At 64.0% G+C, this 22144-nt stretch carries 19 protein-coding genes and 2 pseudogenes; 12 read left to right on the forward strand and 9 right to left on the reverse strand.

What is annotated here, in order from left to right; all coding sequences use genetic code 11:
- The first annotated feature begins 440 nt into the window (after positions 1-440).
- The 3 genes and pseudogenes from FQU96_RS09755 to FQU96_RS42615 all read left to right on the forward strand — a co-directional run.
- Entirely contained in the window at positions 441-1310 is an 870-nt protein-coding gene (locus FQU96_RS09755; RefSeq protein WP_255467936.1) for a restriction endonuclease, read from the forward strand.
- A 54-nt stretch (positions 1311-1364) separates the two neighbouring features.
- Positions 1365-3572 carry a P-loop NTPase fold protein gene (locus FQU96_RS09760; protein WP_146540716.1) on the forward strand — a complete coding sequence of 736 codons (2208 nt, stop codon included), beginning with the start codon at positions 1365-1367 and terminating at the stop codon, positions 3570-3572.
- A 37-nt stretch (positions 3573-3609) separates the two neighbouring features.
- Positions 3610-4348: pseudogene (locus tag FQU96_RS42615) on the forward strand (IS66 family transposase); the annotation flags it as partial.
- Between the two features lie 40 nt (positions 4349-4388).
- On the opposite strand, the gene FQU96_RS09775 reads toward FQU96_RS42615, so the two are convergent.
- Positions 4389-4880, reverse strand: coding sequence for an Rrf2 family transcriptional regulator (locus FQU96_RS09775; protein WP_146540719.1), 492 nt, complete (start codon positions 4878-4880; stop codon positions 4389-4391).
- A 64-nt stretch (positions 4881-4944) separates the two neighbouring features.
- Here FQU96_RS09775 and FQU96_RS09780 point away from each other — a divergent pair, with 64 nt between their 5' ends.
- From FQU96_RS09780 to FQU96_RS09790, 3 genes are all read left to right on the forward strand, one after another.
- Positions 4945-6213, forward strand: a complete 1269-nt coding sequence (locus FQU96_RS09780) for an FAD-dependent oxidoreductase (RefSeq protein WP_146540720.1) — start codon at positions 4945-4947, stop codon at positions 6211-6213.
- A 183-nt stretch (positions 6214-6396) separates the two neighbouring features.
- Positions 6397-6888 (forward strand): hypothetical protein, encoded by a 492-nt coding sequence (locus FQU96_RS09785; RefSeq protein WP_146540721.1) that lies wholly within the window; start codon positions 6397-6399, stop codon positions 6886-6888.
- A gap of 300 nt (positions 6889-7188) precedes the next feature.
- Entirely contained in the window at positions 7189-8091 is a 903-nt protein-coding gene (locus FQU96_RS09790) for a DUF72 domain-containing protein (protein ID WP_218574670.1), read from the forward strand.
- 207 nt (positions 8092-8298) lie between these two features.
- Here FQU96_RS09790 and FQU96_RS09795 read toward each other — a convergent pair.
- Positions 8299-9495, reverse strand: a pseudogene (locus tag FQU96_RS09795) (IS110 family transposase).
- Between the two features lie 450 nt (positions 9496-9945).
- Here FQU96_RS09795 and FQU96_RS09800 point away from each other — a divergent pair.
- Positions 9946-10539 (forward strand): papain-like cysteine protease family protein, encoded by a 594-nt coding sequence (locus FQU96_RS09800; protein WP_146540722.1) that lies wholly within the window; start codon positions 9946-9948, stop codon positions 10537-10539.
- A 671-nt stretch (positions 10540-11210) separates the two neighbouring features.
- On the opposite strand, the gene FQU96_RS09805 is transcribed toward FQU96_RS09800, so the two are convergent.
- The 3 genes from FQU96_RS09805 to FQU96_RS09815 all read right to left on the reverse strand — a co-directional run bounded on the left by FQU96_RS09805 (position 11211) and on the right by FQU96_RS09815 (position 12565).
- A complete protein-coding gene (locus FQU96_RS09805; protein WP_146540723.1) occupies positions 11211-11579 on the reverse strand; it encodes a thioesterase family protein in 369 nt (122 codons plus the stop codon).
- A 66-nt stretch (positions 11580-11645) separates the two neighbouring features.
- Positions 11646-12041 carry a cupin domain-containing protein gene (locus tag FQU96_RS09810; protein ID WP_146540724.1) on the reverse strand — a complete coding sequence of 132 codons (396 nt, stop codon included), beginning with the start codon at positions 12039-12041 and terminating at the stop codon, positions 11646-11648.
- Positions 12038-12565: a DinB family protein gene (locus FQU96_RS09815; RefSeq protein ID WP_146540725.1), complete on the reverse strand. Its 528-nt coding sequence runs from the start codon at positions 12563-12565 to the stop codon at positions 12038-12040. The genes FQU96_RS09810 and FQU96_RS09815 overlap by 4 nt, the downstream gene beginning before the upstream one ends.
- An 80-nt stretch (positions 12566-12645) precedes the next feature.
- On the opposite strand from FQU96_RS09815, the gene FQU96_RS09820 reads away from it, so the two are divergent.
- Positions 12646-13290, forward strand: coding sequence for a TetR/AcrR family transcriptional regulator (locus FQU96_RS09820; RefSeq protein ID WP_146540726.1), 645 nt, complete (start codon positions 12646-12648; stop codon positions 13288-13290).
- A 659-nt stretch (positions 13291-13949) separates the two neighbouring features.
- Here FQU96_RS09820 and FQU96_RS09825 read toward each other — a convergent pair.
- Positions 13950-14936 (reverse strand): tripartite tricarboxylate transporter substrate binding protein, encoded by a 987-nt coding sequence (locus FQU96_RS09825; protein WP_178130421.1) that lies wholly within the window; start codon positions 14934-14936, stop codon positions 13950-13952.
- Positions 14937-15135: 199 nt separating this feature from the next.
- On the opposite strand from FQU96_RS09825, the gene FQU96_RS09830 reads away from it, so the two are divergent.
- Entirely contained in the window at positions 15136-16023 is an 888-nt protein-coding gene (locus FQU96_RS09830; protein WP_370461360.1) for a PhzF family phenazine biosynthesis protein, read from the forward strand.
- 322 nt (positions 16024-16345) lie between these two features.
- Positions 16346-17401, forward strand: coding sequence for a D-cysteine desulfhydrase family protein (locus FQU96_RS09835; protein WP_146540728.1), 1056 nt, complete (start codon positions 16346-16348; stop codon positions 17399-17401).
- On the opposite strand, the gene FQU96_RS09840 is transcribed toward FQU96_RS09835, so the two are convergent.
- Positions 17388-17672, reverse strand: a complete 285-nt coding sequence (locus FQU96_RS09840) for a hypothetical protein (RefSeq protein WP_146540729.1) — start codon at positions 17670-17672, stop codon at positions 17388-17390. The genes FQU96_RS09835 and FQU96_RS09840 overlap by 14 nt on opposite strands.
- 196 nt (positions 17673-17868) lie before the next feature.
- On the opposite strand from FQU96_RS09840, the gene FQU96_RS09845 reads away from it, so the two are divergent.
- A complete protein-coding gene (locus tag FQU96_RS09845; RefSeq protein WP_218574671.1) occupies positions 17869-18873 on the forward strand; it encodes a pyridoxamine 5'-phosphate oxidase family protein in 1005 nt (334 codons plus the stop codon).
- Here FQU96_RS09845 and FQU96_RS09850 read toward each other — a convergent pair.
- Together FQU96_RS09850 and FQU96_RS09855 are read right to left on the reverse strand one after the other, a co-directional pair.
- Entirely contained in the window at positions 18867-20405 is a 1539-nt protein-coding gene (locus tag FQU96_RS09850) for an aldehyde dehydrogenase family protein (protein ID WP_146540731.1), read from the reverse strand. The genes FQU96_RS09845 and FQU96_RS09850 overlap by 7 nt on opposite strands.
- Before the next feature lie 17 nt (positions 20406-20422).
- The gene (locus FQU96_RS09855; protein WP_146540732.1) at positions 20423-21589 is read right to left on the reverse strand and encodes a saccharopine dehydrogenase family protein; all 1167 of its coding nucleotides are present in this window, start codon (positions 21587-21589) and stop codon (positions 20423-20425) included.
- Positions 21590-21684: 95 nt separating this feature from the next.
- Between FQU96_RS09855 and FQU96_RS09860 the strand changes: the two genes are divergently transcribed.
- On the forward strand, positions 21685-22137 hold the full coding sequence (locus tag FQU96_RS09860; RefSeq protein WP_146540733.1) for an Lrp/AsnC family transcriptional regulator: 453 nt from the start codon (positions 21685-21687) through the stop codon (positions 22135-22137).
- Positions 22138-22144 lie beyond the last annotated feature (7 nt).

Here is a 22144-nt window from a genome sequence, read left to right on the forward strand (position 1 = left end):
GTGGAGCCGGGACACCGATATGTCTCCGTGTGGACGGATAGGCCGTAGGCGTCGCGCGGATCAGGGCTCTGCAGTCGAGGCCCGCGGGCGAGGTTGCGCCGTTCATGACCATTACTATCCCCTCGGCATCGGCTGCAGGTCCTCGGGTAGGCCTATCAAGAGGCAGCGATAGCGAGCCGGCACGAGTCTTCGCGCGCTTTTGCCGTGCTGCCCCACCGCGCCGGGCAGGACTATGATGCCGACGACGATGTTCGTCTTTTTCACCCGTCTCACCGCTATCTCATTGCTCACATACCAATCAGCCCGGCCCCGGGGCTTCCGCGATCAGCAATGACGTACCTGGCGAAAATGCGCCATGATCGGTGGCAGTGCCACGTTCTGCTAGGTAAGATGAGTGTTGGGGGGAATGAATGGAGCACTTGCGGCCCGTCGAATTGAAGGTGATCGACGAACTGTTCGGGATGAGCTCTGGCTATGTGCTCGATTTCACTAACAGAACGTTCGCCGATTTTTTTTACCGTGAAGTCGGGGTCGACATTTACGATGACGCCTATGCGATCTATGGCAGCAGCAAAGGGAAGCACCTTAGAGCCTTCCTAACGATTGGTCAGCCTCGAGCCATTGCCCGAGCCTTGGCAGCCCTTTGGGAATACCGTGAGGAGAGCAGGCTGGGTCAGGCGCAAGCCGAGACCGTTGCCAATGCGCGCCAGAGGTTAAGCGTTATTGTTGAGAGGCTCGGAGGCACTCCACTTTCGTCTTTCGATACAGCAGCTACCGAGTCGAAAGAGGAAACCAAACCGCGCATCTTCCGGGTCAACGAAGCGACACTTCGGCACCTTGAGGAGCGGTTCCTCGCACTTCATCAGATGTCTGATGAGCCGCAAATGCGCGGTTATCACTTTGAGAAGTTGTTGACTGAATTGTTCAACGCATGGGGGATGGACGCGCGTGGTGGCTTCCGTGTGGTTGGAGAACAGATCGATGGCTCGTTTCAACTCGATGGAGACATCTACCTCCTTGAAGCGAAATGGCAGCGAGCGAAGACCGATGCCAATGCGCTGCATGCGTTCCAGGGCAAAGTCAGCGAACGTCCCGAATGGACTCGCGGGCTATTCGTTGGATTCGCTGGGTTTACGGACGTCGGTCTCCGGGCTTTTACAGCGAGGAAGATCATTCTCGCGGATGGGCTGGACATCTACGACGCTTTGGCGCGGCGTCTCTCATTTGCCGACATCATCGCCGCAAAGGTTCGTTACGCTTCGGAATATCGAAATCCTTTTCAGCGAGTAAGAAGTCTCTTCCCCCTATGAAAGTTGTTGAGTCTTCTGTCGCGAACATCATTTAGATCGGAGTGCAAGAATAGGATGACAGATGATCAAACATACTCAATTGTGGGAGACCGTGCACTTAGCTTCGGCGATCTCGATAGGCTTGGATTTCGCGAAGTTGCCAGGCAGATCGCTACTTCGCTTATAGATCGCGCATCCGAAGATGGCTTGGTTATTGGGATCGAAGGGGCTTGGGGCTCGGGAAAGTCAAGTCTCTTGTTTCTGATTCGGGATGAGCTTGGAAAACTCCCAGGAGGGCGAGAGCCGACTGTTATTAATTTCCGACCATGGCTTATTGGCAATCGAGATGCGCTGATCATCAGTCTATTCGGTGAGCTATCCAAGGAGCTTGATCAAGTTACCCTAAAGGCAGGTGACGCAACTCGCATATCTGTCGCCAAAGCCAAGGAGGCGGGGGAAGCGCTCCGGCGGTTCATGGGCGCCTTAAGCAGGACTGGGACCATGATCGAGGTTGCCGGCGACGCCTCAGGATTTGGGCCAGTTAAGTGGCTGGGAAAGGCTCTCAAGGCGGCGGGGGATATTGTGGTCAAAAAGCCAACCGATCCGCAGCTCTCTGAGCTAAAGGACAAGTTGGCGAGATCGCTTCGTGAACTCGGTCATCGGTTCGTTGTTACCGTGGATGATGTAGATCGCCTGGAGCCTGCGGAGATCATCGAGATCTTGAGGCTCGTGCGTTCGGTCGTCGACCTTCCAAACGTGATCTATTTGCTCTGTTACGATAGCCAGATCCTAGCAAATAGCATCGAGAAAGCAGCGGGCCTAGAGAGGGGGCAGTCATATCTGGAGAAGATCGTTCAGCTCACTGTGATGGTTCCTAAGCCTGAACCGTTTCAGCTCCGCCAGTGGTTTGCCGACGAACTGTATCTAATCGCTTCGACGAAGGATGAAGATGAACTTTCAAGGTTAAAGCTTGTTGTAGATCAAGAAGGTGGTCGACAGCTGAGAACACCAAGGTCAGTTGTACGCGCACTGGATGCGGTTCGGTTTTTCTGGCCGCAACTGCGGGAGGCGAAAGCGGATCTAGCTGATCTTGTGTGGCTGCAACTTATCAAGGATGGAAATCCGGAACTCTACCGCTGGATCGAAAAATACTGCGCTACAGCCGCAGCAATTTCGTTGGGAACTGGACGCGTCGAAGAAACGGAAGTGGCGAGAGAATGTACCTTGCTGCGCGCTGCGGTGGCAGATGGTCACTTTGATGACTTGGCTTATGGACATAATTTTGCAGGCCAGCTCCCAGGTGTTGAAGTCGACTACTCTAAAGAAGGAAACGGCCTGAAAATATTTCAGCATGTCAGCGAACGGAAGCGAGACGAGGCCATTTGGAAAAGACGCCTCGCTAGCCCTGATCACTACCGGATCTATTTTGCGTTGGCTGGTCCGTCTCACGCGCTTACCCAAGAGAACTTTGCGTCAATATGGGCCGCAGCTGAGGCTGGTGCGGATCAAGCGGGAGTGGCGCTGCTGCACCTTCACGGCGAACGCGTGGCGGGGTCGCTCACTAAAACCGACCTCTTGCTGGAGCGCATTAAAGGTGGAACGTTCAAGGTTTTGGCGCCAAGGCAATGCGAGAACTTGCTCATTGCCTTTTCGCAAATGATGGACGAAGCGTATCGGCGCCGCTCGTTTGACCAGTTTTTGATCAGTTCGTCGTGGGATAGAGGGCAAGCACTGATACCACTTCTCCTCACTCGTCTTGAGCCAGTACGCCGCGCCGTTGTGATCGCGGTGATGTTTGGTGAGGGTGCGGCAATCAGCTGGCTGACATCGCTATTCCGGCACGAGACATTCGCACATGGTCGCTATGGCGATCGGCAGCGTCCGGAAGGTGAGTGGTTATTTACGAACGCCGAGTTGGACAAGATCACCGAACTGATTCTCGATCGTTATCGAGCGATGTCGGCAAATGATGTGCTTGGTTGCGCTAGTCCACTTGGCCTCCTCTTCGCTTGGCAACAGGGAGGAGATGAACATGGGCCACGCCGACTTATTGAAGCGAGCATCGCTTCAGATGAAGGCCTTGTCGAGGCGCTAGAACATTTAACAAGCCCGATAGTAAGCAGCGACAGTGGAAAGATAGACGTCTTGAGGAAGGATAATCTTGCTCCTTTTATGGATTGGCAAAGCATTACACAAAGACTTCATGCTCTGAAAAAGCATGAAGATCTCGGTGCGCGAGCTACGCGGCTTGTAATTGCTCTTGAAGACGGCACTAAGTACTAGTCCGTTGTGATGTCCGGCTCTTTTATCTTTGTTTAACCTAAGTACCTATGCCAGGGACGATCGTCCGTGGGGCGGACCAGCGTCACCAGGCGTGGTCTACATCTACGCCCTCGACCGCAAGGCCGAGGGCGCATCTCGCCGGCTTCAAGGGCACACTGCAGGTCGACGGCTATGCTGGCTACCGCGCGCTCGCTGAGACGGGCACGGTGGAACTGGCTTTCTGCTGGAGTCACGTGCGCCGGCGCTTCTACGAGATCGCCGCGGCTGGACCGGCGCCCATCGCCAGCCAGGCGCTGACCCGCATCGCCGAGCTCTACGCTGTCTAGGCCGACATCCGCGGTCGCGATGCTGATGCCCGTCGTGCCGTGCGCCAGGACAGGACAAAGCCGATTCTCGACAGCTTCAAGAGCTGGCTGGGAGCCCAACTCACCGCTGTCTCGCAGAAGGCGGCGATCGCCGGTGCGATCCGCTATACGCTCTGGCGCTGGGCAGGGGTGATCTGCTTCCTCGACGACAGCCGCATCGAACTCGACTCCATCACCGTCGAGCGTGCCATCCGTCCCATTGTGCTCAATCGCAAGAACGCCCTCTTCGCCGGCTCCGATGGCGTTGGCGAGCACTGGACGATCCTCGCATCACTTATCGAGACCTGCAAACTCAACGGCCTCGATCCTCAGGCTTGGCTCACTGACGTCTTCGGCCGTCTTGTCAGTGGCCACCCGATCAATCGCCTCGATGAACTGCTGCCCTGGGCATCCGACGCGCAAAGGGCCTAACAACAGCGCTTATAGTAGACTCATGCGTTCCAGGAAGAAGTCATTGCAAAGCACCCGCAAGCCAGGCCCGAAATTCCCGGCGCCGCTTGTCGTCGAACGACTCCGCCACGGCGGCGGCGTTCATGTCGGCCACCGTCACGCCCGCGAGGGATTGTCGCCAGGCATCCTCTGCCGCCAGGAAGGCACGCGCGATCGGGCAGGCCTTCCGGCAGGCCCATGGCGGCGTCGGGCAGGGGCCGCGCTGGCGGATTTCGGTGCAGCGGAAGGCGGGCTGCGGGCCCTCGATGGCCAGCACGATATCGAGCAGTGAGATCTTGGCGGCTGCGCGTCCCAGCCGGTAGCCGCCCTTCACGCCGCGGTCGGCCGTCACGATGCCGGCGCGCGAGAGCGCCTGCAGGTGCTTGGCCAGGTAGGCCGGCGGCAGCTCATGAAACTCGGCCAGCTTGGCGCCCGGCACGCTGCGCCCCTCGGGCACTGCCGCCAGCACACCGCACACATGAATGGCCCACTCGACGCCGTCGCTGATTCTCATTGCGGATAATCTATATCCGTATTAAAGCGGATACAAATTGTCCGTAATGGAGGATGCCGTGCGCATGGTCGACGTTGTCGTGGTCGGCGGGGGCATCGCGGGACTGGTCGCGGCCGCTGTCGCGGCGAAGGCCGGGGCCAACGTGATCCTCCTGGAGGCGACACCGGCGTTGGGCGGGCGCGCCAGCACGCGGATCGTCTCGGGATACCACTTCAATCAGGGCGCCCACGCGCTCTATCGAGACGGGTTCCTCGACAGGGCGCTGCAGGATCTCGGTGTCGACGTCGCGGGCAAAGTACCCATGCTCGCCGATGGTTTCTTCGCCGACGACAAGGCGCTTCACCAGGCTCCGTTCAGTGCCGCCGGGCTGGCGGCGACGACGTTGCTGTCCGAGGCGGAGAAGGGCGAGATGGCCGCACTCATCCGCCGCCTGATCCAGGGATCGACGGAAACGCCGCCCGGGGCATCCGTGGACGAGGCCCTGGCGGCACTGTCGCCGTCGTCAAGGGTCCGCTCCGTGCTCGCGGCGATGGTGCGGCTGACCAGCATCGTGCATGCGCCGACGGTGGCCGACGGCGCGGCGCTTCTCGATCAGCTCCTGGGTGGATTGACGCGCACCGTTCTCTATCTGGACGGCGGCTGGGGGACGATGATCGATGGTTTGCGGTCGGCCTGCGCCGCGCACGGCGCCGGCCTGCGTCCTGGCGCCCGGGTTGAACGGGTCGAGCCCGGCCCGCCGTGGCGCGCGACGCTCGCCGATGGCACCGTCGTGACGGCGCGCGCGGCCATCCTGGCGGTGATGCCGACACAGGCGGCCATGCTCCATCCCGCCCTCAAAGAAGTGTGCGGCACGGCCGATGCGGTACCGGCGAGAGTCGCCTGCCTGGACGTTGGTCTGGCCAGTCTGCCGCGCGCCGATGTCCGGTTTGTGCTCGGTGTCGACCGGCCGTTCTACTTCTCGGTCCACAGTGCGGCGGCGCGCCTCGCGCCTGAGGGGGCCGCTCTCGTGCACACCATGCGCTACCTCGAACCGGGCGAGAAGCCCGACCGCCACCAGTTGGTTGCCGAACTCGAGGCGGTCATGGACCTGGCGCAGCCGGGCTGGCGCACGCTCGAGCGCGCGCGGCAGTTCCTGCCGGCCATGCCGGTGATCGCCGCGATCCCGTTCGCGGCGCGCGGCGGCCTGAAGGGACGCCCTGGTGTCGTGGTGCCGGCGGCCGAGGGCCTCTTCATCTGCGGCGACTGGGTCGGCCCGGTCGGCCTGCTGTCCGATGCCGCGGCCATCAGCGGCCGTACTGCAGGTGAGGCCGCGGCCGCGCTCGCGCGGCGTTAGCGCGGACCTGGGAGCGCGGGCAGCCTGCCCTGAGCTTGCCGAAGGGTCCCGCCCGCTCATGTCAGGCGACAGCGTTACGCTCGCCTTGATGCGGGCGGGACGCCCGCGCTCCCGGGAGGGCTCGATTGCTTTCCCAGCCTCATTGATGATCGAATGGGACGGAGAGGCAAGGGGAGTGCATCCTTGAAGACGAGATGTTTCGGTGCGTTGTTGTTGGCAGTGGTCCTGGCGGGGCCTGCGTATGGTCAAACCAAGAATGGCGGGGCTCCCACCACGCCGCCGCCCCCGGGTGCGTTGACCTGCGGGGCCCTGAAGGCCGAGTCCGCGCGCGCCGGCTCGGGCTTCCAGTGGACGATCGCAGGGCCCGCAGGCAGGACCACGGAAACCGGTGCTCTTAAAGGCGGCCCGCGCTTCGACTGTGTCGACGGCGCCATCCTGGTCGTCGAGTTCACGTCGACGGCGGGGCATTCGTTCTTCGATGCCTACTTCCCTGACGGCAACAACATCGGCTACGGCCGGCAGCAGATCGAGCGTCGCGGCGGTCGCTTCGTCCTGCCCATCCAGGCCAAGGCGCGCATCGCCCCGCCGTTCCGGGCCGCGTTCGACTATCACTGCCGGCTCAACATGCCGGCCGATCCCATCCCGGCGGCGGCCCGAGCGGATTGCATCTTCTAGCGCGGTTCATTTGTTTGATGGCATTGCCGCTCCCGTCGTCCTGACAGCCGGTGATTCTATGAGCCCACGCTGTCATTCCGAGCGTAGCGAGGAATCTTTCGGCGGTGTCTTGTCCGTCCATCGCCGGAAAGATCCCTCGCTGCGCTCGGGATGACAGGCGTGCGCTCATGATGGTCCGCAACCCGATAGGCTAACCGCAGCGCCGTTTCGGAACCGACGACACCAACACCGCCGTCGGCGCCAAGCCGGGGCTGCAATTCGGGCCGTGATGCGCGATGATCGGCCAGACCTCAGCCCCCCATGGCACCCATGAGCTTCGTCGTCGGCACCGCTTCGTGGACGGACAAGACCCTCATCGACTGCGGGCGCTTCTACCCGGCCGATTGCAAGACGCCGGAGGCACGGCTGCGCTACTATGCGTCGATCTTTCCCCTGGTCGAGGTCGATACCAGCTACTACGCCATCCCGGCGCCGGCGATGGCGCAGCAGTGGGCCGAGCGCACGCCCGATCATTTCGTGTTCAACGTGAAGGCGTTCCGGCTGTTCACCGGGCACATGACCGAGACGAAGGTGCTGCCGAGGGACATCCAGCAGGCGCTGGGAACGCGCCGGCGGCTTCACCACAAGACCGTGCCGGAGGACATCCGCACCGAACTGTGGAAGCGTTTCGCCGAGGCGCTCGAGCCCCTGCGGCGCGCCGGCAAGCTCGGCCTCGTCCATTTTCAGTTCCCGCCAACAGTCCAGTACGGCAACGAAGCGATGGCGCGGGTAGAGGCGTGCCGGGCACAGCTGCCGCAGCATACGCTCAGCATCGAGTTCCGGCACAAATCCTGGTGGGACGGGCCGGCACGCGTTGCCAGCACGCTGGATTTCCTGCGAATCCACCGCCTGGTCCACACCGTCGTCGATGGACCGCAGGGCGCCGACAACAGCGTGCCGGCCGTGTGGGAGACCACCCATGCCGACTGGCTGCTGCTGCGCCTGCATGGACGCAACATCGAGTCCTATAACGCGCCGGCGCGGACGGCGGCCGAGCGCTTCGACTACGACTATCCCGATCAGGAGCTTGCCGGGCTCGCGGACGACCTGGTGCGTATGGCGCCGACGGCACGCAACAAGCATGTCGTCTTCAACAACTGCGACGAGGACAAGGGACAGCGCAACGGCATCGCATTCATGAAGCTGCTCTCGGCCCGCAGCTAGGTTCTGTAGTCGCTGATGCTGCTGTCGTCCCGAGCGAAGCGAAGGATCTCGTGGTGCGCCAACCGCACCGGCTCACATGTGCGGAACGAAGAATGCACCACAGAGGCACAGAGAACACAGAGAACAATCTTCGCGCGCGCCGAAGGTGCGCCAGGGCCTTATCTCTGTGTGCCTCTGTGTCCTCTGTGCCTGAAAGGAAACAGAAACTCAGGCGGCGTCGGGAATGGGCGTAATGTCGACATGATAACCGAGTTTGTGAGCTGTTTGACGAGGTGGTTGGTCGTGCTCTGTTTGGAGCGGCGAGAGAAGTAGTCGGCTCCCAGGTCGTGGTGGAGGGTGCCGTCTTTGAGCATGTGATAGATGGCAGTGAGCATCGAAGCAGCGACGGCGCAGATCGCCTTTTTACGCTCCATCCGCGCGGCGAGACGATAGAACTGGGATCGGTAGTAGGTTCCCTTGGTGCGCACGGCGGCCCAGGCGCTTGGATCAGGGTCTCCTTGAGCCAGCGCGACCCTTTGCGCAGCCGTGCACGACGGCGCTTGTCGGCGCTCTGGTTGTTGGAGGGGCACAGGCCAGCAGGTGTTTGGCCGTAGGGAAGAGGCTCATGTCGGCGCCAATCTCCGCCAGGATGGCCGGTGCCGCGACCGCACGCACGCCGGGCACTGTGCTCACCTGATCGAGGGCGGCGCGAAAGGGATGCAGGTGAGCCACAACCTTGTCATCGATCGCCGCGATCAGGGTCGCCAGCCCATCGATCTGCCGCAAATGGACATCCAACAAGAAGCGATGGGTGTCGGTGATCCGGCCATGCAAGGCGGACCGCAGTTCCTCCTGCGACGCCTTGACCCGACGATGGGCCAAAGCCGCCAGCTTGGCGGGATCGGTCTCGCCCGCGATCAACGCTTCGATCATCCGCCGGCCGCTGACGCCAAGAATATCGGTGATCTCCGAGTCGAGTTTGATGTTGGCATCCTCCAGCGTCTTCTGCAGGCGCTGCGTATGGCTGGTCTGTTCTCGCACCAGCTGCTTGCGGGTGCGCATCAGCACCCGAAGCTCCTGGATCGCCTCCTGCGGCACAAAGCTGGCCCGGATCAGGCCATGCGCCAGCAACTCGGCGATCCACGTCGCATCGTTCACGTCGGTCTTGCGGCCAGGCACGTTCTTGATGTGCGCGGCGTTGGCCAGCACCAGCTCGAACTCGCCATCGCTGAGGATGTGCCATACCGGCTTCCAGTACACACCCGTCGCTTCCATCGCGATATGCGTCACGCCGTTCTCAGCCAGCCATGCCGACAACGCCAGCAACTCCGACGTTGCCGTTCCAAACGTCCGTATCTCGCGGTGGATCTCGCCATTCACCACCCGGCGCACGCACGCAACCACCGTCTTCTTGTGCACGTCCAGACCGGCGCAGCATCAGCCGCACGATGGAACCGGAATCGGAATAGAAAAGACGTTGTTTACGCTTCGATGAGTCGGTTAATCATTGCTTCGCACTGGGAGTTTTCAAATAATAAGTTCGGCAAGATAAATTGTACATTTCCATTGTTGATTCACCGAAGGGTTCTCGTAGGGCAAATATTCCTGGCTCTGGCCGATATGGGTTCCTGTCATCAGAACTCATCGTGCCTCACACCGTGAGCATTTGCAGCGTAAGGTCGTGGCGAGGCAACGCTGCCGCTCGACCTGTCCAGTCGGGTCCCCTGCTGCTTGGCCGTTCGCCCGCTTTAGTCGCTCGCCCTTAGCGGCCGACCAGCCTTTTACTTGGTGGCCCGGCGTCCATACTGACGGCCGTCAATCGCCTGAAGAGGGGGATGGCGGGTCGCTCGGGCATCAGAACGGGAGAATCACGCTATGGGATGGACAGTCCAGGAAAAGGCAGGCCGCACGTTTGACGTTCTCATCCAGGACCAGGAGGCCGACTGCGGCCTATGCTGCGTCGCGATGGTCGTGAACCAAATCGTCGGTGGCAAGCCAACATCCTCGATGGTGAAGAACAATCTTCCGAAGAAGGCCTACTCACCCTCCACAAAGGATCGCGCCGGCTTCGCGCCGTCGCTGCTGACTAGCGTCGCCGCTACTAACTCATACCATTCCCAAGGCACCTACCTGAAGGACCTGCAGGGCGCCTTGGCGACGTGGAGGATCACCAGCGAGTATTGCAGTCCGGCCGCGAACGTGCAGCAGGCGATCTTCGACGCAACGGCCGGGAAACCGATTATCTGCCACGTGACATGGGCCGGAGCAGGAGGAGGCCACTGGGTGGTCATCACCCATTCGATGGGGAATTCGCACTATATCCTAGACCCCTGTTATGGACTTCAGATCAACAGCAGCACGACGAGATACGTCGGTCTCGAGCGATCGCTACCTAGTGCTGGCTCGGTGACAGCGGTGGAGTACGGAACGTGGACTGGTGAATGGCTGAAGATCACCGGTATCCGCTGACCACGGGGCGTCGCGACAGCACTATTCGGATCTGGTAATTCGGCCGATCCTGGCGCGGCAACGGTTCTGGTGCCGGACCTGCTGGACGAGCGGGAGTGGAAGGCAGCGGTCCGTCGGGTGCGCTGAACTTCAGAATGCTGGCGGGGCGGTTGATAATGAAGAAATCGGACTTGCCGCATATGAAGGCAGCTTGTTCGCGGGGTGACGATGGCATGCTGCTGGCTCGACCATGGGGGCATCGGCTGATGTTCCTCTCCGAGCGACTCGATGCCCGCCGTTGCGAAGCGCTGGGCCTGATCAACCATCGTTACGCTCCATAACGTTGCCGCAGCACGCTCACCCATCTTCGCCAGACAACCACCATCAACACCGGCGACGGAGTGATCCATCCGGTCCAACTAAGCGGCATCCTTGGCGCTTACCTCTTGACTCCCTAACGCCCATATAAGGACGACGGTAATGGCGATCTCATCACGCGATGAATCGCTGTAGTACCTGTGGTCGTTGGTCGCTGACACTCCTGTCATCCCGAGCGTAGCGAGGGATCTAGGGGCGGCGCCTGGATCCCTCGCTACGCTCGGGATGACAGTCCCAGCCTTCTTGTTGCGAGGCGTGCGGCCTGCACGCCCGTCGTCGAGGCGGAGCGAACCGGCCGCCGGTGCTTTTACTGTTCAGGTCTTCTTCTGCACCTGGATGATCGCCCGGCGGTGGGTGCCGTCGCCGACCTGCTTGTTCTCGTCCCGTGCCTCGATCTTGAAGCGGAGCTTGCGGCCGTCAATCTCCAGGAGTTCGGCTCTGACGACGACCTTCTGGCCCTTGGGCGTGACGCCGAAATGCTTGACGTTGACCTCGAAGCCGACGGTCGTCTGATCTTCGGGAAGATGGGCCTGCACGGCCTGAATGGCCGCGCGTTCCATCAGCCCGATCATCGATGGCGTCGACAGCACACCGTCGCCACCCATGTGCCTGACCACCAACGTGTCGTCGACCGTCGTCGTGATCTCCGCCGTCAGGCCCGGGGTCAGCGGTTCGCTCGCCATGATGAAGTCTCCTCTGCTGGGTCTACGGTGACCTAAGCAGAGTTTCTCGACGCCGCCAACGCTCCGTCACCGCGGGCGGTGCTCCGTTCCCAGGCCTGCCGTGATGAAGAGCGCCGTGGCGTGGCCGGCGACATCCGCCGTATGCCAGACGCCGTTCGGGTTGATCGCGTAGTCGCCTGGGCGCAGCGCGACCTTCTGGATTCCGTCGGGCAGTTCCTGGATCAGCGTGATCTCGCCCGCGATGCAGATCACGGCCTCGTCGCCCACGGGGTGCCGCTCCCAGCTCGTCCAGTTCTCGCTGAAGCTGTACTGCGAGACCAGCCGTCCTTCGTTGCCATCGGCAGCGTTGCGTTCGGCATAGGCGGCAAACCATTCCATGCCGGTGAATTCGGGCTGCGGCGCCGCCTTGGCGCCGAGGCCGAGATGGAGCGGGAACCGCTCCAGCGATTGTGGTTTCATCATGCCGTGACCTCCGCAAGGGGAGCCTGTCGCGTTGCGCTGGCATCCTGCGCCTTCAGGAAGTCCGTCATTCGGTCCGGATAGGGCTGGATGCCGTTCTTCTGTAGCAGAAGCGCGACCTGGCCGCGATGGCCGGCGGCATGCATCGCGACGTGCAGAAGCATCTCGCCGCGCGTCATGCGCGCGGGCTCGCCGTTGGCGAAGGAAAAGGCGATCGTCTCATCCACCTCTTCCGGCGCCAGGGTATCGGCGTAGTCGGCATACCAGTCGCCGGTCGCGCCGGCCTTGCGGGCCAGCGTGTCGAAGGACGGCAACTCGGCCGAGCGTGCGGCCTGATAACCGTGCGGCCGCGCTTCGAGATTGTGACTGAAGATCTCGTCGACGGCCTGGATGTGGTCGAGCAGCCGCAGCACCAGAACCTGTTCGTCGGCAGGCATGCGGCCCAGGGTCTCGGCGATGACCCCGTTCAGGCCGTTGGTCGCCCAGCGCTTGTAGTGAATCAGGGTGCGATAGGGGAGGGTGAGCATCGCGTTGCCTTTCGCTTGTATCTTCGGATAGAATGCGAGCCATAGCTCACATTGTCTACTCGCGTACCGGAGTACCTGGCATGGCCCGCAGGCCGCTCACGAATCCCAGAAAAAACGCCATCCAGGAGCGATCACGCGCGACCGTCGATGCCCTGGTCGAGGCGACCGCTCGCATTCTGGTCAGGGACGGATTCGACAAGGCGAGTACCAACCGGATCGCCGAGAAGGCCGGCGTCAGCATCGGCTCGCTCTATCAGTATTACCCGAGCAAGGAAGCGCTGGTTGCCGCGGTTGTCGATCGTCACCAGCAGGACCTGATGCAGATCGTCCGCGAGGCGTTGGCCGGCGTGGCCGCGCTGCCGCTCAAGGACGCCGTGCGCCGGCTGGTCACCGTGGCGATCGAGTCGCATCGCCTTGATCCCAAGCTCCATCGCGTCGTTGCCGAGCAGATCCCGCGCACGGGACGGCTGGAGCATGTCGGTGCCGCCAATCGCGAGACCTACGCCCTCTTCAGGGCCTATCTCGAGGACCACAGGGACGAGATCCGGCCCGTCGACCTCGACCTGGCGGCTTTCGTGTGCGTGACCTCGATCGAGGCGCTGACCCACACGGCGGTCCTGCATCGTTCCGACATCCTCTCGGACGCGGTATCCGGAACCCTCGTCGACGAGGCCACCCACCTGGTGGTGGGCTATCTTCAACCGGCCCGGAAGAGGAAGTCGTGACTGTCATCCCGAACGCTGTGAAGGATCCTGCGGTGCGCCGACCGCACCGGCTGACATGTGCGGAATGAAGAATTCACCACAGAGGCACAGCGCAGCTGTTGGCCGCAAACAAAGCACGGTGAAACGAGTGCGTGATGGCGCTGGTGACGGGTCGGACCGCGTCGCTCCAGCGACGCCCCGACGCGCAGCGGCGGATCATGAGCGCCGCTGGAGCGGCGCGGTCCCAGCCGTCGCCAGAACGGCCTTCGCTGGCCGAACCACCGCAAGAAGAATCATCGCAGCGCCATGGCGCACCTGAAAGGAAATGGCCAAGGCGGCTCGATCACACGCTGGGGGCGCGCCACTCCGTGGCGCGTGCCCTTATGGTCGGCGTAGCCGGTGGGGAACTCTGTGGTGAATTCTCCTCATAACCGCGCGTTCGTGCGGGTCGATGCGCCGCAGGGTCCTTCGCTGTGTTCAGGACGGCGGCTGGCTGTTTCCATCACCGCATGAACCGCTCTGGTACCCGCTATCGCTCGAGCGTCATTCGGGACTGTCATCCCGAGCGCAGCGAGGGATCTTTCGATGCAGGCGCACCCGTGCGTCACTTGCAGAAGATCCTTCGCTGCGCTCGGGATGACAGCGTGGATCGCATTCGAACGAAACTGGCCCGCCAGACGCTAATCGGCGACGGCGCCTGAATCCTTGACGGCCGTGCCCCATTTGGGAACGTCGCGTTTCAGCACCTCGGCAAGGCCTTCCGGCGGCGAGGCCGCCACCACCAGGCCGATCTTGGCCAGGCGTTCTCGCGTCTCGGGCTCGCGCAGCGCGGCGGCGATCTCCTGGTTGAGCTTGGCCGTGACATCGGCCGGGATGCCCGGCGGGCCCATGATAGCGAGCCAGCTGTCGCCATCGAACGCAATGCCGTTCTCGGCAAAGGTCGGCACCTCGGGCAGCGCCGGCGAACGCTTCGACGACGCCACCCCGAGCGCGCGCACCTTGCCGGCCTGGATGTGCGGCAGCGCCGTGTTGACGCTCACGGCCGTCAACTGCACCTCGCCGGCCAGCAATGCCTGGATCGCCGGCGCGCCGCCCTTGTAGGGCACGTGCACCATCTCGAGCCCGCCCGCCGCGGCCCGGAACAACTCCACGGTCAGGTGCGAACCGTTGCCCGTACCCGCCGACGAGTAGGTCAGCTTGCCAGGCTGGCTCTTGGCCAGCGCCACGAAGGCCGGTGCGGTCTGCGCCGGGACCGATGGGTGGATCATGATCACGGTCGCGAAGGTGGCGGCCAGCGTGATGGGCGTGAAGTCCTTGAAGACATCGTAGGCGAGCTTGGCGCCGTACAACGTGGGCGCGATGGCGTGCGTGCCGTTGTCGGCCACGACCAAGGTGTAGCCGTCGGGCGCCGACTTGGCGACCAGCGCGCTGGCCAAGGTGCCGCCGGCACCCGCGCGATTCTCCACCACGACCTGCTGGTTGAGTCGTTCCGACAGCTTCTGCGCCAGGATGCGGCCGAACGTATCCGAGTTGCCGCCCGGCGCATGCGGCACGATCAGCTTGATGGGCCGCGACGGAAACGCTGTCTGCGCCAGGGCGGGAAGGGCGCTGGTGGCAGCCAGAGCGCCGACAAACCCGAATACCTGGCGACGCGGCATCCGGACCATGACGCCTCCCTGAGCGGATGTCGTGAACCCAGTCGACAAGGCACGGTAGGCGTGTTGCCCGGATGCGCCAAGCGCTGAATGCGGTTGCCAGGGCACGTGCCGCGCGCCGTTGACGGACGGTTGCCGCGTCCCCACGATCATCGGCGTCGGTGCGATCGGTGCGCCACGACGAACACTGCCGACGCCTCCAGGCCAGGTCATGACGATGAGCGAGATCAGACTTGTCAATGTCTTCACCCACAAGGGGCGCGGCGGCAATCCTTGTCCCATCGTCATCGATGGTGCGGCGCTTCAGGCGGAAGACATGCAGGCAGTGGCCAGACGCTTCGGCCACGAATCCGGCTTCGTCCTGCCGGCTTCCGGCGCGGACAGCGACTACACGTTTCGCTTCTGGGTCCCGCGCCATGAAATGGAGATGTGCGGGCACGCAACGATTGGCGCTCTGTGGTGCCTGGCGACCACCGGTCGCTTGCGTGCCGATCAGGTCCGTGTCGGGACCCGCAGCGGGCCCGTAACGGGTTACGTCGATCGTCCGGGATCACCCGATCCCGCCGTCGAGATCAGCCAGCCGGCGGGCAAGGTCGTCGACGTGTCCCGGCAGGACGAGGAAGACGTTCTCGCGGCGCTCGCCGTGACGCGCGGCGATCTGCTCGATCTTCCCATTCAGAACGCCGTGACGTCGCGCGTGAAGTCACTGATACCGATGAAGAGCGTCGAGCACCTCCATGGCCTCGTCTCGGACATGGCGCGGACAGAACAGTGCTGCGAGCGGATTGGATCGACGGGGCTCTACCCTTACGCGATCGACGATCAGGGCGCTCGGCGCTTCGAGGCCAGGCAGTTCCCCAAATCGTCGGGCTACCCCGAGGATGCGGCGACAGGCATTGCGGCCGCGGCGCTCGCGTTCGGCTTGCTCAAGAACGGGCTCGTCGCGCGCGACAGCCGACGGATCACGATCCTGCAGGGACGCGCGATGGGATCCCTGTCCGAGATCGGCGTCCGCCTGGGATTTGCCGACGACAGGCCGGTCGGCTGCCTCCTCGGCGGCGCCGTGATGCTGATGGACACGCACGTGTTTCCAGACTGAAGGCCACGTGCGATGTCTCTTGTAGTTGCCTGTTTGTTCTTGATTTTTGATCTTCTTTAGAGTATAAAGAAGACTGATGCCTCCGTCCGTGCGGAAGGCTCAGCACCGAGGGCGCGATGACGGTACCAGCACTGGTTGCGATAGACTTTCTGGCCGTTTCTGGCCGCATCTGACCATCACCTGGCCATCCAAGCCGGGGGTGTGCATGTATCTGAAACCACAGGGAAAACAGACTTTCTGGCCGTATCTGCCCTTTCTGCCGCGCGATGGCGGGCCTGGGCCAATCCGCACCCTCTGATCCTCGCAATCCTTGGAGAGTCTTGTGAACGCATGGGAACAGTCACCGGTCGGCGCTGCGGTCGGGCGCTTTGAGCGCGCGCGGTTCTTGCCCTGGGCGACACCGCTGGAGCACCAGCCCCGGCTCAGTCAGACTCTCGGCATCGACCTGCGGGTCAAACGGGACGACCTCACCGGACTGGCGTTCGGCGGCAACAAGGTGCGCAAGCTCGAGTTCTATTTCGGCAAGGCGCTCGCGGCCGGGGCCGACACGGTGCTGATCACCGGTGCCGTCCAATCCAACTACACCCGGGTGGTGGCCGCCTGCGCCGCGCGTCTGGGCATGGACTGCCACATCCAGCTCGAGGAGCGCGTGCCTGACGTCGATGATGTCTACCGGACGTCGGGCAACGTCCTGCTGGATGAACTGCTGGGCGCCACCCTGCACGCCTATCCCGTTGGCGAGGACGAGGAGGGAGCGGACCAGCGCTTGCGGGAGATCGCGGCCGGGCTGTCCGCCCGGGGACGCCGCCCGTATGTGATCCCGCTGGGCGCCGGCAATCCGCCGCTGGGGGCGCTGGGCTACGTCAGGTGCGCGGCGGAGCTGCTCGAGCAGGCCGGCGCGATGGATCATGTCGTCCTCGCATCCGGCAGCGGCCAGACACACGCCGGATTGCTGTTCGGCCTGCGTGCGCTGGGGTGGAGCGGTGAGGTCATCGGGATCTGCGTGCGCCGCGCCGCATCGCTGCAGAAGCCCCGGGTCGAAGGACACTGCGGCCGGATCGCCGAGCTGCTGGGGATCGTCAACCCGGTGCGATCGCAGGACGTCGTCCTGTATGACGATGTTCTCGCGCCCGGCTACGGCGTCATGAACGACGCGGTCGCATCGGCGATCCGCGATTGCGCGCATCGCGACGGTCTCCTCGTGGAGCCCGTCTATACCGGCCGCGCCATGGCAGGCCTGTTCGCGCGCGTGCGCGAGGGTCGATTGCCGCCGGGCGCCCGCGTCGTGTTCATCCACACCGGCGGCCTGCCGGCCCTGTTCGGCTACGCCACCGATCTGCGCCGCACCGTCGTTCGCCGGGAGATCACCGCTCCATGATCCGTCCCGTGACGTCGATGAGCAACGACACGTCGCGTCCGTCCTTGACCGCCTTGGCGATGACGCCGGCCTTGGTCGTTCGCACCTCGATGACCCGGTAACCGGCGCGTTGCAGGGCTGCCAGCGCGTCCTTCTCCGCCTGCGTCCTGGTTTCGACCGCAATGGTGTTCGGTGCGTTCTGGGCAAGTGCCGCCGGGAACCGCGTTCCGAACAAGGACGCCACCGCGAGGCATGCGGCCAACACGATCTGCCGGTGAGTCACGCAAGACATGAGCTTGGCTCCGGTTGCCCTGATCATCAGGGGCCATCGGCATCATGTCTGCGGCCGGCGCGGCGTGGCAGCCTTGCAGATGGTCCGCGCCGGGGCTCCGGCTTGCCTTCGCCGGCCAAATATGCGAACGACTCGCAACTGCACCAGGGTGCCCGCCTCGGCCGCGGGTGGCGTACCGGATGAAAGAGGCCCGTCGTTGAGCGATCGCATCGAAACCGTCGCTGCGCTGGAAGGCGTGGTCGGCAAGACGCCGCCGCCGGTGAACCTCAAGGTCATCGACCATCTGGACGAAACCGCGCTGCGGTGGATCGCGGTATCGCCGCTGGCCTTCGCCGGGTTCGGCGACGGCGCTTCCATCGCCATCACGCTGGCCGGCGGCAACCCCGGTTTTGCTAGTGGGGATCGCGCCGGCTTGCGCTTGCCGCTGGCGATGCTCGACGATCCTGCGCTGGTCGAACCCGGCCGGGCTTTCAGCTCGCTGTTCCTGGCGCCCGGCATCGGTGAAACGCTGCGCGTGAACGGTCGCGTCGCCGAGGTGCGTGACGGCGACGCGCTGGTCACCGTCGAGGAATGCTATGTCCACTGTGCCAAGGCGTTGATCCGGTCGGGCTTCTGGTCGGCCACGCCCGTCGAGGCCGAGGCGAACGCGGTGGCGGACGTCGTGGCGGGCGCGCGCTTCATGGCACTGGCCACCATCGACGCCGGCGGCCGCGCCGATCTCAGTCCCAAGGGCGATCCGGCGGGCCGCATGGTGCGGCTCGACGATGGTTGCCTCTGGTTCGCCGACCGGCCGGGCAACCGGCGCACCGACAGCTTCCGCAACATCATCGTCCAGCCCCGCGTCGCGGCGGCGCTGCTCGTGCCGGGTTCACACAGCGTGGCGATCGTGCGCGGCACCGCGCGTCTCACCACGGACGAGGCTGTGCGGGCGCGCTTCACGGTACAGGACAAGGTGCCGCGTCTGGCCATCGGCATCGAAGACCTGGCGATGGAGCTGCGCCCCAGCCCGGCGCTCGAGCGCGCTCGCCTCTGGCCGGTCGGCGAGCGCGCAGCGGATATCAATCCCGCCGGCATGTTCGCGGCCCACGTCAAGCTCAACAAGAACAAGGGCCTTGCGGCACGACTGGCGGGCGCGGTGGTGTCGATCCCGGGCTTCATGCAGAAGGGGTTGGATAAGGACTACAAGTCCAACCTCTACTGATCGACGTCGAAGGCGACTCCCTGGGCCAGCGGCAGGGTGGTGCCGTAGTTGATGGTGTTGGTCGCGCGCCGCATGTAGGCCTTCCAGGAGTCGGAGCCGGCCTCGCGGCCGCCGCCGGTGTCCTTCTCGCCGCCGAAGGCGCCGCCGATCTCGGCGCCCGAGGGGCCGATGTTCACATTGGCAATGCCGCAGTCCGAGCCGCCCGCCGAGACGAAAGTTTCGGCCTCGCGCATGTCGAGAGTGAAGATCGACGAGGACAAGCCGGCATCGACAGCGTTCTGAAGCGCGATCGCGGCGGACAGCTCCGTGTAGCGCACGACGTAGAGAATGGGTGCGAATGTTTCTTCCAGCATCGGGCCTGTCTGATCCGGCATCTCGACCAGGGCGGGCCGCGCGTAGTAGGCCTGCGGCCATTGCGGGCGTTCGCAGCGCTCGCCGCCATGCACCGTGCCGCCGGCGTCGCGCGCCGCTTGCAGCGCCCGCTGCATCGCCTGGCCGGCCGCGGCGTCGATCAACGGGCCGACCAAGGTGTTGGACTCAAGCGGGCTGCCGATCGCGATCGTCCCGTAGACCTTGGTCAGCCGCGGCAGGAACGCATCGTAGATGCTGTCGTGCAGGAAGAGGCGGCGCAGCGTGGTGCAGCGCTGGCCGGCGGTGCCGATCGCGGCAAAGGCGATCGCCCGCAGCGCCAGGTCGAGGTCGGCCGATGGCGTGACGATGGCCGCGTTGTTGCCGCCGAGTTCCAGGATGGCGCGCGCAAACCGCTTGGCCAGGCGTGGCGCGACAGCGCGACCCATCGCCGTCGAGCCGGTCGCGGACACGACCCGCACGCGCTCATCGTCGGTCAGGATCTCGCCCAGCGCCGGGCCGCCGAGGAGCAGGCTGCTGAGACCCTGCGGCGCGTCGCTGCCGAACCGCGCCATTGCGCGATCGAGGATCGCCTGCGTCGCGAGCGCGGTGAGAGGGGTCTTTTCGGAGGGCTTCCACACGACGGGATCGCCGCACACCAGCGCCAAGGCGGCATTCCACGACCACACCGCCACGGGAAAGTTGAAGGCGGAGATCACGCCGCAGACGCCCAGCGGATGCCAGGTTTCCATCATGCGATGGTTCGGGCGTTCGCTGGCGATCGTGAGTCCGTAGAGCTGGCGGGATAGGCCGACGGCGAAGTCGCAGATGTCGATCATCTCCTGCACTTCGCCACGCCCTTCCGACAGGATCTTGCCGGTCTCCAGCGTGACGAGACGGCCGAGATCATCCTGTGCCCGGCGCAGTTCCTCGCCGAGCAGGCGGACCAGCTCGCCGCGCCGGGGCGCCGGCACATGGCGCCAGTGCAGGAATGCCGCCTGCGCCTGTGCGATGACGGCCTGGGCGTCGGCCGGCGACGTTTCATGGACCTGCGCAATGATCTCGCCGGAGATCGGCGTGCGGACGGCCAGCGCGCCACCGACATGGTGTTCGCGCGGGACACCGAGCCGGTGCAGGAGCGCGGTCGTTTCCGCGGCGAGATCCGATCGAGCCATTGACGGCATGGTTGTCATCTCCCGGTCTAGGCCGCGGTCCGGCCGGTTTCATGGATGGTCTGGAAGACTTCGGGGGCAGGTGAATGGACGGGATCATGTCGATCGGCCTGGATGACGTAGGGGCGTCCGAACCGGTTCGACAGGAAGGCATCGAGGTCGATGTCTTCCTGGCGCACGAAGCCCTGCCCGGGGATCCTGCCGGCGACCAGAAGATCCAGCACGGCGCAGATGCTCGTCGCCGTGGTGATCTGGATGGCGCTGCGGACCTGACCGTCGATCTCGCCGCCGTAGATCGTGTTGGCGTAGGTCTCCTGGACAAGCCGGCCCGCGCGCCTGCCCGCGACGGTGACGGAGATGACGACGACATCCTGCGTGGTCGAGGGCAGCGCGTGTTCCAGGATGTCCTTGAGGACATGGCGGCGTTCGCGCAGGCGCAGATCGCCCAGCAGGGTTTTCATGATCGCGGCGTGGCCGGGGTAGCGGACCGTCCGGTAGTTCAGTTCGCGGACGCGGCCCAGATAGGTGTCGCACAGCGTGCCCAGGCCGCCCGACGTGTTGAAGGCTTCGTATGCTGTGCCATCGAGCGTCAGCTCCTCGAGGTCCTCCAGCGGCGGCACCTGCCGCCGCACACCGCCGACGATCGCCTCGCAGGGTTCGCAGTATTCGTTGATGACGCCGTCCGTGCTCCAGGTCAGGCTGTATTTGAGCGCGTTGGCGGGAAAGCGCGGCAGCGCGCCGACGCGCAGCCGGATGCTGTCGAGCGTATCGAAGCGCTGCACCATGTCATGGGCGACGATCGACACGAACCCGGGCGCCAGGCCACATTGCGGGATGAAGGCTGTCACGGCGCCCTGCGCCAGTTGCTGCACATGATCGGCGCTGGCGACGTCTTCCGTGAGATCGAGATAGTTCACGCCAACGCGTCGGGCGCTTTCGGCGATGCGCGTGGTCAGATGGAACGGCGCCGCCGAAAGGACGGCAAACTTGCCGAGCAGCAGGCGGTCGAGCGATTCGGCTGCCGCCTCGATGTCGACCGCGGCGGTGAGGATGCCGGTGGCGGGCGCGATGCGGTCGAGCTGCGCGCGGTCCCGATCGATCACGGTGACGCGATAGTCGCCGCTGTGCACCAGCAACTCGGCGATGGTGACGCCGATCTTGCCCGCGCCGATGACTGCGATGTCCGTTCTGCTCATGGTACGCCCCTGGTTCGACCTGCCGGCAGTGTTGACGGACATCGATTCGGACGCTACCGGCAGATCGACGAAAATGAAGAGGGGCCGACGGCACTATGACCGACCTGATCGGCAGAACGCAGGCTGACGGCACTGACCGGCAGATCCTGGCTCTTCTGCGTGAGAATGCGCGAGCATCGACGGCGGAGTTGGCACGCCGGCTCGGCCTGTCGCGCACGACGATCCAGAGCCGGATCGAGCGACTGGAGCGGGCGGGCATCATTGTCGGCTACACGGTGCGCATCGCGGAGGAGCACGAGCGGGGTCAGCTCAAGGCCTACATCATGGTGACCTTGCAGCCCAAGCAATCGGGCTCGATCGAAGCGGCGTTGCGGAAGATGCCGGAAGTGCGGTCGTTGCATGCGGTCAGCGGACCTTTCGATCTTGTCGTCGTCGCCGTGGCACCATCGGTCGACGAGATGAATGCAACGATCGATCGCATCGGCGCGCTGACTGGTGTCGAACGCACCACCTCGGCCGTCGTTCTCTCGACGCGGATCGATCGTTAGCCGCCCC

Origin of the sequence: Reyranella sp. CPCC 100927, assembly GCF_007859315.1 — a bacterium.
Lineage (GTDB): Bacteria > Pseudomonadota > Alphaproteobacteria > Reyranellales > Reyranellaceae > Vineibacter.